This window comes from Paenibacillus sp. FSL E2-0190, assembly GCF_037992965.1.
GTDB lineage: Bacteria > Bacillota > Bacilli > Paenibacillales > Paenibacillaceae > Paenibacillus_AQ > Paenibacillus_AQ odorifer.
Genome location: NZ_CP150306.1, coordinates 2,863,625 through 2,879,686 on the forward strand (window position 1 = coordinate 2,863,625; position 16,062 = coordinate 2,879,686).

14 protein-coding genes are annotated in these 16,062 nt (G+C 45.0%); 10 read left to right on the forward strand and 4 right to left on the reverse strand.

The genetic code is table 11. The annotated features are described in order from the left end of the window. The first annotated feature begins 67 nt into the window (after positions 1 to 67). The 3 genes from rsgA (at position 68) to spoVM (ending at position 1,900) form a co-directional block, all read left to right on the forward strand. Positions 68 to 973, forward strand: coding sequence for a ribosome small subunit-dependent GTPase A (rsgA, locus tag NST25_RS12310; protein WP_036686201.1), 906 nt, complete (start codon positions 68 to 70; stop codon positions 971 to 973). Between the two features lie 4 nt (positions 974 to 977). Continuing rightward, entirely contained in the window at positions 978 to 1,643 is a 666-nt protein-coding gene (gene rpe, locus NST25_RS12315) for a ribulose-phosphate 3-epimerase (protein ID WP_340394082.1), read from the forward strand. A 176-nt stretch (positions 1,644 to 1,819) separates the two neighbouring features. Further along, entirely contained in the window at positions 1,820 to 1,900 is an 81-nt protein-coding gene (spoVM, locus tag NST25_RS12320; RefSeq protein WP_020431362.1) for a stage V sporulation protein SpoVM, read from the forward strand. A 102-nt stretch (positions 1,901 to 2,002) separates the two neighbouring features. Here the strand turns inward: spoVM and rpmB are convergent, their stop codons facing one another. Further along, on the reverse strand, positions 2,003 to 2,191 hold the full coding sequence (rpmB, locus tag NST25_RS12325; protein ID WP_036686205.1) for a 50S ribosomal protein L28: 189 nt from the start codon (positions 2,189 to 2,191) through the stop codon (positions 2,003 to 2,005). 190 nt (positions 2,192 to 2,381) lie between these two features. Between rpmB and NST25_RS12330 the strand changes: the two genes are divergently transcribed. From NST25_RS12330 to NST25_RS12345, 4 genes are all read left to right on the forward strand, one after another. After that, positions 2,382 to 4,166 carry a DAK2 domain-containing protein gene (locus NST25_RS12330; RefSeq protein ID WP_076183402.1) on the forward strand — a complete coding sequence of 595 codons (1,785 nt, stop codon included), beginning with the start codon at positions 2,382 to 2,384 and terminating at the stop codon, positions 4,164 to 4,166. Positions 4,167 to 4,249: 83 nt separating this feature from the next. Further along, positions 4,250 to 5,113: a DegV family protein gene (locus NST25_RS12335; RefSeq protein ID WP_036686209.1), complete on the forward strand. Its 864-nt coding sequence runs from the start codon at positions 4,250 to 4,252 to the stop codon at positions 5,111 to 5,113. Between the two features lie 9 nt (positions 5,114 to 5,122). Next, positions 5,123 to 7,174: an ATP-dependent DNA helicase RecG gene (gene recG, locus NST25_RS12340; RefSeq protein ID WP_340394083.1), complete on the forward strand. Its 2,052-nt coding sequence runs from the start codon at positions 5,123 to 5,125 to the stop codon at positions 7,172 to 7,174. A gap of 66 nt (positions 7,175 to 7,240) precedes the next feature. Further along, positions 7,241 to 7,528 (forward strand): stage VI sporulation protein F, encoded by a 288-nt coding sequence (locus NST25_RS12345; RefSeq protein ID WP_036686212.1) that lies wholly within the window; start codon positions 7,241 to 7,243, stop codon positions 7,526 to 7,528. A 1,634-nt stretch (positions 7,529 to 9,162) separates the two neighbouring features. Here NST25_RS12345 and NST25_RS12350 read toward each other — a convergent pair. Next, complete coding sequence (locus tag NST25_RS12350) at positions 9,163 to 10,023, reverse strand: YitT family protein (RefSeq protein ID WP_076125880.1); 861 nt, start codon at positions 10,021 to 10,023, stop codon at positions 9,163 to 9,165. Positions 10,024 to 10,203: 180 nt separating this feature from the next. Between NST25_RS12350 and NST25_RS12355 the strand changes: the two genes are divergently transcribed. Continuing rightward, positions 10,204 to 10,437: a hypothetical protein gene (locus tag NST25_RS12355; protein WP_340394086.1), complete on the forward strand. Its 234-nt coding sequence runs from the start codon at positions 10,204 to 10,206 to the stop codon at positions 10,435 to 10,437. Positions 10,438 to 11,030: 593 nt separating this feature from the next. On the opposite strand, the gene NST25_RS12360 is transcribed toward NST25_RS12355, so the two are convergent. Continuing rightward, entirely contained in the window at positions 11,031 to 11,393 is a 363-nt protein-coding gene (locus NST25_RS12360; protein WP_076125882.1) for a hypothetical protein, read from the reverse strand. A gap of 183 nt (positions 11,394 to 11,576) precedes the next feature. Here NST25_RS12360 and NST25_RS12365 point away from each other — a divergent pair, with 183 nt between their 5' ends. Continuing rightward, positions 11,577 to 11,990, forward strand: coding sequence for a DUF2500 domain-containing protein (locus NST25_RS12365; RefSeq protein WP_254848946.1), 414 nt, complete (start codon positions 11,577 to 11,579; stop codon positions 11,988 to 11,990). A gap of 126 nt (positions 11,991 to 12,116) precedes the next feature. Continuing rightward, complete coding sequence (locus NST25_RS12370; protein ID WP_340394400.1) at positions 12,117 to 14,813, forward strand: calcium-translocating P-type ATPase, SERCA-type; 2,697 nt, start codon at positions 12,117 to 12,119, stop codon at positions 14,811 to 14,813. A 90-nt stretch (positions 14,814 to 14,903) separates the two neighbouring features. Here NST25_RS12370 and NST25_RS12375 read toward each other — a convergent pair whose 3' ends face one another. Then, entirely contained in the window at positions 14,904 to 15,839 is a 936-nt protein-coding gene (locus tag NST25_RS12375; RefSeq protein ID WP_076301815.1) for an NlpC/P60 family protein, read from the reverse strand. Positions 15,840 to 16,062: the final 223 nt, after the last annotated feature.

The following is a 16,062-nucleotide window of genomic DNA, read 5'->3' on the forward strand; positions in this document are numbered from 1 at the left end:
CGAAATGACCCGGGGATATCAGACTTGGGTCATTTTCGCAAAATCAGGAGAGGAAGGCTCACTATGTATGCCTGAAGGTATAATTGTTAAAGCGTTAAGCGGTTATTATTATGTGAAACCGCTCCGCGAAGGGTTAATTGCGACTGAAGAGCATTCTGTTCAATGCAGAGGCCGAGGAATTCTCAAGAAAAAAGGGATCGCTCCGCTAGTTGGAGATCGGGTTATTTATATACTTACTGAGCATGGAGAAGGAATGGTGGATGAACTTCTACCTAGAGAATCTGAACTGATTCGTCCACCTGTAGCGAATGTTAAGCTCGCAGTGCTTTTATTCTCCGTTCGGGAGCCCGATATGAACCTGAATCTGTTGGACAAGTTTCTAGTTCATATTGAACATTCGGGTCTGGAACCCCTAATTGTTCTGACTAAACAGGATTTGGCGGATGATGATGGTGAAGCTACCCGTTATGTTAAAGAACTTTATGAGGATATCGGATATGAAGTGATGGTTACAAGTTCACTTACTGGTGCCGGAAGCGATGAGCTAAGACAACGGCTTACTGGTGGTATTAGCGTTTTTGCGGGTCAATCAGGGGTTGGTAAGTCCACCTTATTGAATCGTATTGTTCCCGGGCTTAAACTGGAGACTGGAGAGATCAGTTTACGATTGGGGCGTGGTCGTCATACGACCCGTCATGTGGAGCTGATGGATATTGGTGGTGGAGGTTTTGTTGCAGATACCCCAGGTTTTAGTCAGCTTGATTTCTTGGAGCTTGGTGTAGAAGAGCTGTCCACTTGTTTTCGTGAATTTGCTCAATACGCATCCGATTGTAAGTTCCGGGGCTGCAGTCATCAGCATGAACCAGGCTGCCGTGTAATAGAAGCTTGGAAAGCAGGGAAAATTGCGGATAGTCGCTATGATCATTACAAACTGTTTTTTAATGAAATGAAAGATAAAAAGCGGAGGTACTAACATCATGATACGAATAGCACCATCTTTATTGTCGGCGGATTTCGCGCGTTTAGGTCCAGAAGTTGCAGAGGCGGAAGCCAGTGGTGGAGATTGGATACATGTGGATGTAATGGACGGTCATTTTGTGCCGAATATCACGTTGGGTCCACCTATTGTAAAAGCTGTATCGTTACATACCAAGCTGCCACTTGATGTTCACTTGATGATTGAGTCACCAGAACGTTATATCCCTGATTTTGCTGCAGCAGGTGCAAGTGTGATCACCGTTCACGCTGAAGCATGCGTTCATTTGCATCGTGTGGTTCATCAGATTAAGGAACTGGGGCTGATGGCAAGTGTAGCAATTAATCCGGGTACTCCGGCTTCAGCGGTGCGTGAGGTGCTGGAGGATGTGGATATGATTCTGGTGATGACCGTTAATCCAGGCTTTGGTGGTCAAGCATTCATTCCTAACACTTTGCGCAAAATCACTCAAATTCGAGAATGGGCGAATGAAGTGAATCCAGATTTATTGATCGAAGTAGATGGTGGAGTATCGGAAGAGACAGCACCATTAGTTGTGGCAGCTGGAGCCGATGTTTTGGTAGCGGGGAATGCAGTTTTTGGCCGGAGTGATCGTGCTGCGGCGATCCGAGGAATTCGAGAAGCAGCCGAATCAGCACTGCGTTAAAAAATAGGCTATTGAGACTAGAGGTATAGGCCAAGTCCTCGGTGCATAAATATGGTTACATGAGCAGAAATCTCATGTAGCCTTTTTTGTTTTGGCAGGGAGGACTGCAGTTCGTTTCCGTTATTGACAAGAGGAAAGTCTCCTGCGTACGGCATGAATTGATGGGAGGGTAAATCATGAAATTTTACACGTTTAAGCTGCCAAGGTTTTTGGGAGGTTTTGTTAAAGCAATATTGAACACATTTCAGAAGAGTTAAGCCTCTAACAGAAAAGAAAACATGAAAAAAAGCACCTTACAAATGTAAAGGGTGCTTTTTGCTTCATATAAGTTATCGTTCGGTCTTAAAAATTGCTAAAGACTAAACGCGTTCAACTTTACCGGCTTTCAAAGCACGGGTGCTGACGTACACGCGTTTTGGTTTACCGTTCACGAGGATACGGACCTTCTGAACGTTAACTCCCCAAGAACGACGGTTGCGGTTATTAGCGTGAGACACGTGGTTGCCGCTGCTCGGTTTCTTGCCTGTTACTGCACATTTGCGGGACATAGATTACACCTCCTTATTCCTAACACCTGCATAAACAATACTTATCTATAATATCACAGCAAATTTTGCTACGTCAACCGATTCAAAAACATTTATTTCTTTTAATACTTATAGTACAATGTAAATTAGTGCATTATGTCCTGTTAATCATAGAATGATTAGGCATGAAGTTAGGAAGGGGAATTCTCAATTGAGTAAGCGTTCTATAAACGGAACAGATTTTACCGCTATGGTATTGGCTGGAGCGGATAAGCTGCAACAGCATGCAGAACACGTCAATTCCCTAAATGTTTTTCCGGTCCCAGACGGAGATACCGGTACAAACATGAATTTGACGATGACCGCAGGTGCGAATGAATTAAAGAAAAATAACACCACTTCTGTGGGCCAATGTGCAGGTGTACTCTCCAAGGGCTTATTAATGGGAGCTCGCGGGAATTCCGGCGTTATTTTGTCCCAGTTATTCAGAGGGTTTAGCAGGTATGCGGCTCAACATGATGAGCTTAATACACAGCAGTTCGCTGCTGCGCTGCAAACTGGAGTGGACGCTGCGTATAAAGCAGTTGTAAAGCCTGTAGAGGGAACTATTCTTACTGTAGCTAAAGAGGCTGCAAGACATGCTGTTTATTATGCCCGCCGTACTACTGACGTTGTGGAGCTGATGACAGAGGTATTAGCCAAAGCAAAAGAAGCCTTAGCTTATACGCCTGAGCAATTACCTGTATTGAAGCAAGTCGGTGTTGTAGATTCTGGCGGTCAAGGTTTGGTCTACATTTATGAAGGGTTTCACCAGCATCTGACGAACGGAAGTACCGGTCTGTCTGAATCTGTGCAAGGACAAACCCACACACCCGTTGCACCAGCGCCTAACCCCGTGTTAACGAAACCTGAAAATGAACTGTTTTCTGTACAGTCTTCTGCGCAGTCACAGCTATCTACTGAAGATATAGAATTTCTATATGATATGGAGTTTTTCATTAATCGCCAGTTAGGCGTTAACGTGAGAACTAATTTTGATGAGGAAGCTTTTAGGAAAGCGTTGTCAGTTAATGGCGATTCCATTATTGTAATTTCGGATGATGAGACGATTAAAGTGCATGTGCACTCTAAAGCTCCGGGTGAAGTGATGAACTTGGCTCTTCTTTATGGGGAGATCACGCAGATTCACATTCTTAATATGCGAGAGCAGCATCGTGACCTGCTGACTGCGGGTATGGATATTGCACCAATGCCTGATGTATTCGCTGATATGCCGAATGAGAAGAGTGCAGTGCAAATGTCTCCTGCTGAACCACCAGCTGATGATTTGGCACCTTACGGCTTCATTGCGGTATCTTCTGGCGCAGGTATTGCTGATATTTTCAAAAGCCTTGGAGTGGACGTAGTCCTAGCTGGTGGTCAAACAATGAATCCTAGCACGGAGGATTTCGTGAACGCGATTTCTTCTATATCTGCGAAGCATGTTTATATTTTGCCGAATAACTCGAACATTGTTCTTGCCGCTCAACAAGCTAAAGATCTTCTAGAAGGCGAACGTGAGATTACGGTGATTCCAAGTAAAAGTATTCCACAGGGAATAGCAGCAGCTTTTGCGTTCCAAGAGGAAGATGCTGTGGAGACTAATTCTGAGAATATGCTGGAAGCAATTTCTCATGTGAAGTCCGGACAAGTAACGAACGCTGTGCGTGATACAAGCTTTGATGAGCTGGAGATTAAATCGGGCCAATTTATTGGAATTTCTAATTCCAAAATTGTTGCTGCGGCAGATGATCTTTTGGCTGCAAGTCAGGCGCTGTTATCCAACATGCTGGAGAATGGCGACGAAATCGTCACGATCCTTATTGGTGCAGAAACAGAATCCGAGGCTACTGATTCTTTGAGTGAGTGGCTGGAAGAGACTTATCCGAATGTGGAAGTTGAGATTCATGAGGGTGGCCAACCCCTGTATTATTATCTGTTCTCTGTAGAGCCATAGGTAGGAATTAATGGTTCTTTAACAATGGAGTAGAAATTTGTTATTGCGTAGTTGGCAAAATTATAGCTTGGGGGAGAAAATCCATGAATCGTACCATTATCGTCACCGACAGCACTTCAGATATCCCGCCAGCAATGGCGGAAACGTACGGAATTGAGGTAGTACCGTTGACCTTAATGTTCGGCGAAGAGGCTTTTAGGGACAATCTGGATATGACTCCGGAGCAGTTCTATGAGCGTCTTCCCCGTACCTCACAGCTGCCGACTACTTCTCAACCCTCACCGGTTGAATATATGAATGTGTACCGCAGTATTCTGGAGCGTAACCCGGGCTGTTCTATCCTTTCCTTTCATATTTCTTCTGGACTGAGCGGGACTTATCAATCTGCATTGCTGGCTAAATCGATGCTGGAGGAAGAGGGAGAAGGAATCACTGTTGTGGATTCTCTCTCCGCTTCTTATGGTTTTGGATTTATGGTAGTGGAAGCTGCCAGAATGTCTGCTGAGGGCAAAGGACCTGAAGAGATACTTGAGGCTGTAGAAAGCCTACGTCAATCGCGTAAGCTTTACTTCTTAGTAGATACACTTGAATATTTACAAAAAGGCGGGAGAATTGGGAAAGCCTCCGCTATTCTGGGGACACTTCTGAATATTAAGCCGATCCTGTCCATTGATGCAGAAGGAATTATTTATGCGGTGGAGAAAGTTAGAGGCCGTAAGAAGGCTGTCGCCCGTATGATTGAACTGTTCAAGCGGGATCTGCAGGGTGTAAACAAAATCAATGTGGCCGTGGGTCATACGGCTGAACCGGCTTCCGGCGAAGAGTTCCTGAATGAGCTTGCAGGACACTTCACCTTGGAAGAAAAAGTGCTGACGAACGTCGGCCCTGTCGTGGGCAGCCATGTCGGTAACGGTACATTAGCTGTGTTCATTTGGCCTGCAAAATGAGGGATAAATATGACACTGGCATTAAATCAAATTGAAGTAAAAAACATAACTGGCGTGAGTGCTCAAAAGCAAAGCGAGCTTCACGCCTTTGGCGTCTTTACAGTAAAGGATTTATTAGAGTATTATCCGTTCCGCTACGAGGATTATCGGCCCCGCTCGCTTAGCGAGACTAAACACGGGGATAAAGTGACCGTTGAGGCAAAAGTGATCGGTATCCCTGTGCTGCAGCGCTTTGGCGGCAAGTCTCGTCTCAGCTGTAAGATGGTTGCAGAGCCCTGGATGTTCACAGCAACCTGGTTTAACCGCCATTACGTAAGAGAGCAACTCACTGTGGGACGGGAAATTGTGCTGACCGGAAAATGGGATCAGAAGCGCAATCAGATTACAGTGACTGATTATGAATTTCCGGATCGTGGTGTAGGGAAGACGGGAACACTGCAGCCAGTCTATTCAGTAGGTGGTAAGATCACGCAATCCTGGATCAGGAAGGTTATTAATCAGGGACTTCAGCAGTATGGGGATCTGATTCCAGAGATTTTACCGCATTCTATTATGAGGGAATATGACTTCATGCCGCGTAAACGGGCCATTGCCACAATTCATAGGCCTGAGGACACTCGTGAAGGGCAGCAGGGGCGCCGTAGGATGGTATATGAGGAACTATTCCTGTTCCAGTTGAAGATGCAAGCGTTCAGGGTTCTGAACCGCGGGAGGATGGATGGGGTAGTCCACACAGTGGATAACGCGACGGTACGCCAGTTCGTACGCAGTCTGCCCTTTGAGCTTACAGATGCGCAGAAACGTGTAGAGCTGGAGATTTTACATGATCTGCGTTCACCATATTGCATGAATCGTCTGCTGCAAGGAGATGTTGGCTCAGGTAAAACAGTGCTTGCGGCAGTGGCGCTTTTTGCTACGGTAAGATCTGGTTTTCAGGGCGCACTTATGGTGCCCACAGAGATTTTAGCAGAGCAGCATATGCGTTCACTTACCAGAATGTTTGAGCCGTTCGGGATTACTGTAGGACTCCTTACGGGCAGTGTGACTGGCCGAAAACGTAAAGAATTATTGGCCTCGTTGCAAATGGGGATGCTTGATATCGTGGTAGGAACACATGCTTTGATTCAGGAGGATGTATTTTTCCGTGATCTGGGTCTTGTAGTAACTGACGAGCAGCATCGTTTTGGTGTGAATCAGCGTGGTGTATTGCGGCGTAAAGGATATAATCCAGATGTACTGACGATGACGGCGACGCCTATTCCTCGTACGCTTGCTATCTCTGTTTTTGGAGATATGGATGTATCCACTTTATCTGAGAGGCCGAAAGGCCGGGTGCCAATAACTAGTTACTGGGTAAAGCATGATCTTATGGATCGTGTGCTGAATTTGATTAAGCGTGAAATTGATCTCGGTCGTCAAGCTTATCTGATCTGTCCGCTTATTGAAGAGTCAGAGAAGCTGGATGTGCAGAATGCTATTGATTTGCATATTCAGATGAGCCAAGCTTTCCCTAGCTATAAAGTTGGGCTTTTACATGGTAAAATGACTCCCGCTGAAAAAGATGAAGTGATGCGGGCGTTTTATAACAATGAGCTGCAGCTGCTTGTGTCCACTACGGTGGTGGAGGTGGGTGTAGACGTTCCTAATGCTACATTGATGATCATTATGGATGCGGATCGTTTTGGCCTGTCACAGCTGCACCAGCTGCGTGGACGGGTAGGAAGAGGGCAGCATGCCTCTTTTTGTGTGTTGGTAGCTGATCCAAAATCTGAAATCGGACGTGAGCGAATGACTGCCATGACCGATACGGATGACGGATTTGAGATTTCCCGAAGGGATTTGGAGCTGCGTGGTCCGGGGGACTTTTTTGGGACAAAGCAGAGTGGATTACCGGAGTTTCGGCTGGCAGATATGACGGCTGACTTTGAAATTCTCGAGCAGGCGCGGGATGATGTTGCTGAGCTGCTTAAGGATGAAGCCTTTTGGACATCACCTGAATATGCATCTCTTCGGCATTATTTACAGAGTGAACAGATCTTCCAAGGAGAATTAATTGACTAACTAGGCACATGTAGCACCGAAGGCTCATATACTGTGAAAGATTGGATATGACGGGAGGTGCTACACTTGGGTTATCAACAATTCGGAATTAGCCCTCAGTTGGTGGATCGCATCAAGCTGAAGATGAAAAACTCGACTGTGAAGGATCGTATCAAAAGTATGATTGAGGGCATCTCGAAACAGGAGCTGCAGGATCCTGCGGTTGTTCGCAGATTGGTACGAAAAGCGTCAGGTGTATTGAACGAGAAATTGACCTCGACACAGGAAGAACAAATTGTAAAGTTTATCATCGCGCAGAAAATCGATCCGAACAACACCTTTCATTTGATCCGCTTGTGGGGAATGTTCCGTTAAGTAGCGGATTAAATGAAAAGTAGGGGTTGTCCATAGATGTTTTTTTCATCGTATGTGACAGTCTGCAAGCAGCGATCCTCCTATTACTGGAGGATCGCTGCTTTGCGTTTTTGGTCGCAGTTACGGCAAGCTGCAATACGTTTCTATTCTGGACAACCGATGCCACCGAATCGTGGTCATTCGTCGTCCGGTACCGCTGAATGATGTTCATCCATCGTTTGATGCCACCGAATCATGGTCAACCTTCGTCAGATGCCACTGAATCATAGTCAACAGTTGTCCAATACCGTAGAAATATGATCATTCGCTTTCCAATCCCGCCGAATTATATCCATCCTACTACTAATACCAGCGAATCATAGTCATCCGCCGTCCGATACCCCGAATCACATTCACCCGCCGTCCGATGTCGCCGAATCAAGTTCATCCACTGTCCGATGCCGCCGAATCAAGTTCATCCACCGTCCGCTGACCCGAATCATGTTCATCCGCAAGTCGATCCCGCCGAATTATGTTCATCCGCTGAGGTATTCGGACTCCAATGACGTTATTTACAAATATATCGCCTTTGGAGCAAGGTTTCGGACCCCTGTGCAGTTATTCATAAGAAATAGACTCGTAGTTGGTGTTTTTTGTGCCAATTGGAGCTATGCGGTCCGATAGCATTCAAAATTCAGGATAATTCCGCGTATAAGGTCCGCTGTGTCCGATGCCACCGAATTCCATTCATCTGACGTGGGGTACCGCTGAATTATGTTTATCCATCGTCTGATGCTACCGATTCATGTTTATCCATCGTCTGATGCTACCAAATCATGTTCATCCATCGTCTGCTGACCCCGAATCATAGTCATCCACCGTCTGTTCCCGCCGAATCATGATCATCCGCTGTGGCATTCGGACTCCAATGACGTTATTCGCAAATATATCGCCTTTGGAGCAAGGATTCGGACCCCAGTGCAGTTATTCATAAGAAATAGGCTCGTAGTTGGCGTTTTTTGTGCCAATAGGGGCTATGCGGTCCGATAGCATCCAAAATTCAGGATAATTCCGCGTATAAGGTCCGCTGTGTCCGATGCCACCGAATTCCATTCATCTGCCGTGGGGTACCGCTGAATTATGTTTATCCATCGTCTGATGCTACCGAATCAAGTTCATCTGCTGTCGGGTACCACCGAATCTTGTTCATCCGCAAGTCGCTACCGCCGAATCATGATCATCCGCTGTGGCTTTCGGACTCCAATGACGTTATTCGCAAATATATCGCCTTTGGAGCGAGGTTTCGGACCCCAGTGCAGTTATTCATAAGAAATAAGCTCATAGTTGGCGTTTTTTGTGCCAATAGGAGCTATGGGGTCCGATAGCATCCAAAATTCAGGATTATTTCGCGTATAAGGTCTCCTATGTCCGATAGCTGCCTCAATCGCGCAAACATGTTAGATTAAGCGAAGTTTGAGGCCTCACACAAGGAGTTTGAGGCTTCGATCAAGAAGTTTTGGGTCTCAAACAAAAAAAAGGAGTCTTCGCTCAAGAAATTAGGTCTCGCGCAGAAAAATTGGTTGCGATCAAAGGCTAAATTCAAAAAGAAGGGAGCGTTCCAGCCATATTCATGGCTTAAGGGCGCTCCCTTCTTTTTATTCGTGTAAGCGTGTTTGTCTATGATCTTTAGTGGCTGATCTAAACACAATTTGGCTCTCTGAATCACACTGTAGAACGAGTGCCCGAAGATGCTCTTCTTCCATTCTGTTCGTCAGACAAAACAACGTGCTAACCTCTCCATCTTGCCCTGAACCTTCAGCAATCGCAGCTTCTCGGTTTAGGGAGCTTGCGATTGCTTGCTGAATGTCCAAACATCGGCTGCTGGTAATCCAAGCAGTGCGGGAGTGGGATAATCCCCGTAGTGAGATACGAACACCTTCGAAAGCCAGCAGGTAGGCAATAATAGAATACATTGCTTGCTCCCAACCGAACAATGTACCTGCAAAAAGCAGAATTGCACAGTTCAGGATCATAATAACGACTTCCGTTGACTTTGGAGGTCCGCCGCTCAGCAGAGAATACCCCTGGTCACTGGCTTGTTTATTTACACCGCCGAATCTCACAGATATTCCAATACCTACTCCAAGACAGATGCCTCCTGCCATTGCGGCAGGTAAAGGATCACTAATCACAGCAGGAAAACGATGCAGCGCAAGAGACGCGATGGTTAGGCAGGTTAATCCCAAAACAGTGTAAAGAGCAAAGCGGAGATTTACTTGTTTTCGCGACATAAATATAAAGGGCAGATTGAATAGAAATAGAAACAATCCAAGCTGCATTTCAGTAGTATGAGCGAATAATGCGGATAAACCTGTAATCCCGCCGACAACAAGGCCATGTGGCATTAAAAATAATTCCAATCCTACAGCAGCAAGCAATGCGCCGGCAATGACTGTGAGAACTCGGAAGGTAGAGCTTCTTTGTAGCTGTTGACGTTGATTTATTTTGTTCTGCATAGTTTTTCCTCCTTCAACAGGGGAAACGACCTTACTCATTTTCAGTGGCTATGGCAGATTTTTTTAGATATTCGTGCATCATGTCGTTTCTCAAAGTTGAATACTTTATCCATTATTTTATAAATCTATTTAGATTCCTTCGTCAGACAATGTCCAAGGACAACATGGATCAGCACGTAAATGTCTGCGAATGTCTGCAAATGGCTGCGAAAGGCTGTAAATGGCTGCGAATGGCTGCGAAAGGCTGTAAATGTCTGCGAATGTCTGCGAATGTCTGCGAATGTCTGCGAATGTCTGCGAATGTCTGCGAATGTCTGCGAATGTCTGCGAATGTCTGCGAATGTCTGCGAATGTCTGCGAATGTCTGCGAATGTCTGCGAACGGCTGCAAATGGCTGCAAATAGTGAAGACTAGCCAGCACTCCGCTTTCTTTACCCAAATTGGCTATAACAATTTAAAGTTTATCCCGTGAGACTTTAGGCATCCAATGATAGATGAAGCATGAAGGCTGTGACCAACGCTACGTCCGGCCAGCAAGCCTGCAACGAAGTTGCCAATCAGCGTAACGACAACTGCTGCAAGGGAGCTTAGAGCGCCTCACCGCCTAAGGTAGGTGGATGTACCTCAGTCTCAAGCTGAAGAAGAAGATGGCACCTAAGAAATAACGAAATAGGATCACGAGCTTTTCAATTCGTCTCACATGTTCGGTTTCAGTGAGGACAAGTCCACTAGTAGTGCGCCAATAACTTCTGTCTGCTAGACGAGTACTCTCGGAGAATCCAGCAATCAAGAATAGTGCTGCGAATATTACTAATGTACACCGGAACGGATATCCAGAACATGGTTCAGCCAAGATACTTGCTTTCTTCCAGTGGATGATGAGCAATGCGAGCATGTATAGCCACCGGGAAATCCGCATCTCTATAATTCATGAACCTAAGATTTTTATCAATTGAAGTTCTAAATTCCCTTCAGCCGACATTCATTTAGGGCAGAGGTGAACTTCGTTAGTGGAGTGAAATTAGAAAATGAGACGTGAATTTTAACAGGTACAGCCGCAGTCGAAGCAGGAATTTATAAATCACTGGACGGAACAGTAAAGAAAGTACAGGGAGTATTGCAATTACCGCAAGTGACTTCGCTCCCCACTGTTCAGTTATTTTGATGGCTCCTACCTGAGGGGTTATTTGAGGTGCAATCCTTACGGGAGGTGTAAACTTTCGCTCGTAGCGTTCAATTTCGGATGTCGTTGATTCTTGCTCCGTAGTGAATAATCCTCCAGACCAGGCAGGTGGAAAAGAGAACATCATTCCCAGAATTAGGACGATACGAAGAAACCAATGTAGTGATAAACGCGCTATATATTGCACCGAAATAACACCTCCCAACTGTATGTAGTATAAAAAGCATACCATACCTTTTCCTTTGAATCCAAATTGTTTTGTGAAAAAATTCATATATAGATGATGAAAACATGAAACCGAACGGGAAAAATGACGTATTTCGCAGCATAGATAACTTTTATTATCTAGTTTCAGTCAGGAGGGATAAATTTGAGCGAATGGCAGGATTTTAACGGTTTTGATGAGCGCAGCTTTTTCGGAAGTTTCATTCATGAGATGCCACTATTTTTTAAATTATTTGCTTTGCTTTTTCTTGGCCTTTTCGTTTTTATAATTGTTAAATCAGTGAGAATCTGGATGTCCAATAACGCAAGTCCTTTGATAAAAGCAAACTGCACAGCGGTCACCAAACGAACCGAGGTATGGGGTGGATCCGGTGAATCGAGAGCAAATACTAGTTATTACGTTACGTTTGAGTTTGCCGATGGCTCTCGTTTAGAGTTGCAGGTAAGAGATCAGGATTTTGGCCTGATTGTAGAAGGGGACCGAGGTGAACTCCTATATCAAGGGACTAGGTTTAAAAGCTTCAATCGCGATTTGAAGAAAGAACATCTAAATTTCTAAAAAAGTACATACCATTCAAGAATCACCATGCCTGTTTTGGGTAAAACTCATATGAGAGGTTTTACCAGATCTCAATTCTGGAAGGAGGCTATGGTCTTGAATTCAAATAATTCACAATCGCAAGGGCTGGTACCCTTCCATACACTGAGCGAGGAAGAAGTGCTGAATAGGCTGGAAACTCGGAAAGAGGGTTTATCTTCCGATGAAGCGGCTAAACTTCTGGAGCGATATGGGAAGAATGTACTGCAAGAAGCGAAGACTAAATCGCTATTAGAAAAGTTTATCGAACAATTTAAAAATGTAATGATCTTTATTTTGCTAGTAGCAGCTGTATTGTCAGGAGTTTTGGGGGAATGGACGGATACGATTATTATTTTGCTTGTAGTCATTCTGAACGCGGTGCTTGGAGTTATTCAGGAAAATAAGGCGGAGCAGGCACTCGATGCGCTTAAAAGCATGTCCTCTCCGCATGCCAGAGTAAGACGTTCCGGTCAGGTTACTGAGATAAAAAGTGAAGACCTCGTTCCCGGGGATATCGTATTACTGGAAGCCGGAAATGTAGTTCCGGCGGATATAAGACTTTTGGAAGCCGCATCGTTAAAGACGGAGGAAGCCGCGCTTACAGGAGAATCATTGCCATCAGAAAAGCGGGCCGGTGTGCTTGAAGGCAGCGACATTGTAATCGGTGACCGCACCAATATGGCTTACATGAGCAGCAGTGTTACTTATGGCCGGGCGGTTGGTGTCGTTACAACAACAGGAATGCAGACGGAGGTCGGTAGAATTGCCGGTTATATCTCGGAGGAAGATAATGATGTAACACCGCTGCAAAAAAAGCTGGATGAACTAGGGAAATATTTCACCTTTATTATTCTTGGCGTTTGCGTGATTATCTTTGCCGTTGGGATCTTCGAGGGAAGAGAGCTAATGGATATGCTACTCACCTCGATCTCACTTGCGGTAGCGGCTATCCCGGAAGGGCTGCCAGCAATTGTTACGATCATTCTCGCGCTTGGTGTGCAGCGAATGGCGGGACGAAAAGCGATCATTCGCAAGCTTCCTGCCGTGGAGACACTCGGAAGTACAGAGATTATATGCTCCGATAAGACAGGTACTTTAACATTAAATAAAATGACTGTCGAAAAAGTACATGTCAACGGAAAGACCACTGATTCCAGTGCAGGACTTGAAGGGATTCCTGGTGGTGAGTTATTGCTTCAAGCTATGACGCTTTGTAATGACTCCAGCATTGACGAAGGAAAGACTCCTAGTGAAACTGAAGCAAAAGCTGGAAACAAGGATCCCCAAACCAAGAGCGGAAAAGCAATCATCGGCGATCCGACGGAGACCGCGTTAGTCGATTATGCGCTTAGTATAGGTACTGACAAAAGGGAGCTTGAAAAGAAATATCCACGTAAAAATGAGCTGCCTTTTGACTCTGATCGCAAGCTGATGACAACGATTCATGAGGTAGAAGATGGTCGATATCGTGTGCTGACAAAGGGTGCACCAGATGTACTTTTGTCCAAATGCAGCCATATTTATGTGGATGGAGAAATTGTACCTCTACAAGACGAACATAAGCGGAATATCATGGAGAGTAATAAAATGCTCGCAAATGACGCACTTCGAGTGTTGGCGTTTGCTTTCCGAGATGAGCAGCAGCTGCCGACCGATCTCTCACCAGATACCACGGAGATAGAGTTAGTATTTATTGGTTTGGTTGGTATGATAGACCCGCCGCGTGAGGAAGTACGGGATGCGGTAGCCATCTGCCGTAAAGCGGGAATAAGACCTGTAATGATTACAGGGGATCATCGTGATACAGCAGCGGCTATTGCCAAAAGATTAGGGATTATTGAAGATGAATCAGGTGTATTAACGGGCAGTGAGCTGGATAAATTCAGCGAAGAGGAATTTGCGGAGAAGGTTACCGATTATTCGGTTTATGCACGCGTCTCTCCTGAACACAAGGTGCGTATCGTTAAGGCTTGGCGGCAAAAAGGAAAAATTGTGGCGATGACCGGAGATGGTGTAAATGATGCTCCTGCACTTAAATCATCCGACATCGGTGTGGGCATGGGGATAACCGGAACGGATGTTGCCAAGGGTGTATCAGATATGGTGCTTGCCGACGATAACTTTACGACTATAGTTGTTGCCGTTGAAGAAGGACGGAAAGTTTACAGCAATATCCGCAAAGCAATCCAGTTCCTTCTCTCCGCTAACCTTGGGGAAGTGCTGACATTATTTATTGCCACTATGATTGGTTGGCGTATTCTAGAGCCGATCCATATCCTGTGGATTAATCTCGTTACGGATACTTTACCTGCACTTGCCCTCGGGCTTGAGAAAGCCGGTGAGGATGTAATGGCGAAGAAGCCGCGTAAAGCAAGCAGTAGCATTTTTGCTGGCGGCGTAGGAATCGGGATTATATATCAAGGGATTATAGAAGCGGCGCTTACGTTATTCGTGTACCAATGGGCGCATACGCATTACAATGAAGGTATTGCGGTTACAATGGCCTTTGCCACATTAGGATTACTGCAAATTGCCCATGCTTTTAACGTCAGATCCAATAAAAAATCGCTATTCCAGATCGGTTGGTTCAGCAATCGGTATATGTTATGGGCGTCGCTGATCTCTATACTAATGCTTGTGCTTGTGATCATCATCCCGGGCTTAAACGACTGGTTTGGTGTCTCACATTTAAGTGGATTACAGTGGGGAATAGTATGTGCAGCAGCTGTAGCGATTATTGTCATAGTAGAACTTGTAAAGCTGTTTGTCCGGATAAGCGGAAGGGGCAAGAGCTGGGATTAAGAATTTGGTTAAGAGTTGTAGTCAAAAAGCCTGAATCCCTTCAATAGGGATTCAGGCTTTTTGAATGATTTCTTTTAAAGTATGGAAAGCTTATAAAACACGTTGCATGTGGAGGATTACATTACTCCAATAACCCGAGTCGAGGTCACTGATCTGAACTCCGGGTTCACCCCAAGTGTGGATAAACTTTCCGTCTCCAATGTAAATACCGACATGACCAGGTATAGCATCACTTTCAAATCGGCCGGGAACGGTAAAAAAGATAAGATCTCCTACATCCAGTTCGCTTCGACTTACACGAGTACCTAAATTATCTTGATCTTTAGCTAAACGAGGTAAGCTGACACCGAATTTTTTGAAAACATGCCTTGTAAAAGAAGAGCAATCAAATTTTTTGGTTTCTTCATAAGATCCAGCGCCAAAGTCGTAGGGTACACCTAAGAAATTTTTGGCAAAAGCGACTAACTCCTTTTTATCCGCTTCAGAAATACTTTGAATGCGTAAAGATTTAGATTCACTCGTGGATTCGACCGTCGATAATTTTTCGATAGTCTTACGTTCGGACGGTGTAGCAATGTTTATCTCACCCGACTGGGGATTCCAGCCTACTTCTGTTTGCAGAAATTTGGACAAGGCTAAAGGGGTGATATAGATTTGCCCTTCTTGTCGTCTAGGGGCCTGTGGCAGTGTGATTTTTTCCCCAAGTGAGAATACCTGTGGTGAGCCAGGGCGCAGCATATACATAACATCGCTATAACCGATTTTAGTGTATCCATCACTTGAACCATCATCTTTCATCCGATATCCGAGCGAAGTAACCGCAGGCTTAAGTGGAATCCAGTACTTTCCCTGAGCGTCAGTAATTGCAGATTGTTCATAATAACTGGAGGCATTTGTTCCATCAGGAGTTAGCGCGTTAACCTTAGGTTTTTGCGATTGAGATGAATAACCGCAGGATGAACTCGTTAAAGCGACAGCAAGCAATACAGCAGCGGTGGTTAGTAGTCTTTTGTGATTATTAGCCATTTAACACGCTCCATCTTCAAACTGTAAATTAAGTTTGTGCAGGGCGATTTTTTTTATGTAAAAGAAACGAAGGCAATCGTTGTAAGAGACAACCAAGCATTACCTGTTTTGATGTCATATATTCTTCAGAATTTGAAATCTATGGAAATATGATAAGTGATTGACGGATAAACAACCTCCATATAATATAGGTTTAATAGATTTCTATCATTAATGTGAGGTA

What these genes read in the sequence shown, in the direction of transcription:
- rpe (WP_340394082.1), top strand. Translation starts at nt 978, where the DNA reads ATGATACGAATAGCACCATCTTTATTGTCGGCGGATTTCGCGCGTTTA.
- recG (WP_340394083.1), top strand. Translation starts at nt 5,123, where the DNA reads ATGACACTGGCATTAAATCAAATTGAAGTAAAAAACATAACTGGCGTG.
- NST25_RS12355 (WP_340394086.1), top strand. Translation starts at nt 10,204, where the DNA reads ATGTCTGCGAATGTCTGCAAATGGCTGCGAAAGGCTGTAAATGGCTGC.
- spoVM (WP_020431362.1), top strand. Translation starts at nt 1,820, where the DNA reads ATGAAATTTTACACGTTTAAGCTGCCAAGGTTTTTGGGAGGTTTTGTT.
- NST25_RS12375 (WP_076301815.1), bottom strand. Translation starts at nt 15,839, where the DNA reads ATGGCTAATAATCACAAAAGACTACTAACCACCGCTGCTGTATTGCTT.
- rsgA (WP_036686201.1), top strand. Translation starts at nt 68, where the DNA reads ATGCCTGAAGGTATAATTGTTAAAGCGTTAAGCGGTTATTATTATGTG.
- NST25_RS12335 (WP_036686209.1), top strand. Translation starts at nt 4,250, where the DNA reads ATGAATCGTACCATTATCGTCACCGACAGCACTTCAGATATCCCGCCA.
- NST25_RS12350 (WP_076125880.1), bottom strand. Translation starts at nt 10,023, where the DNA reads ATGCAGAACAAAATAAATCAACGTCAACAGCTACAAAGAAGCTCTACC.
- rpmB (WP_036686205.1), bottom strand. Translation starts at nt 2,191, where the DNA reads ATGTCCCGCAAATGTGCAGTAACAGGCAAGAAACCGAGCAGCGGCAAC.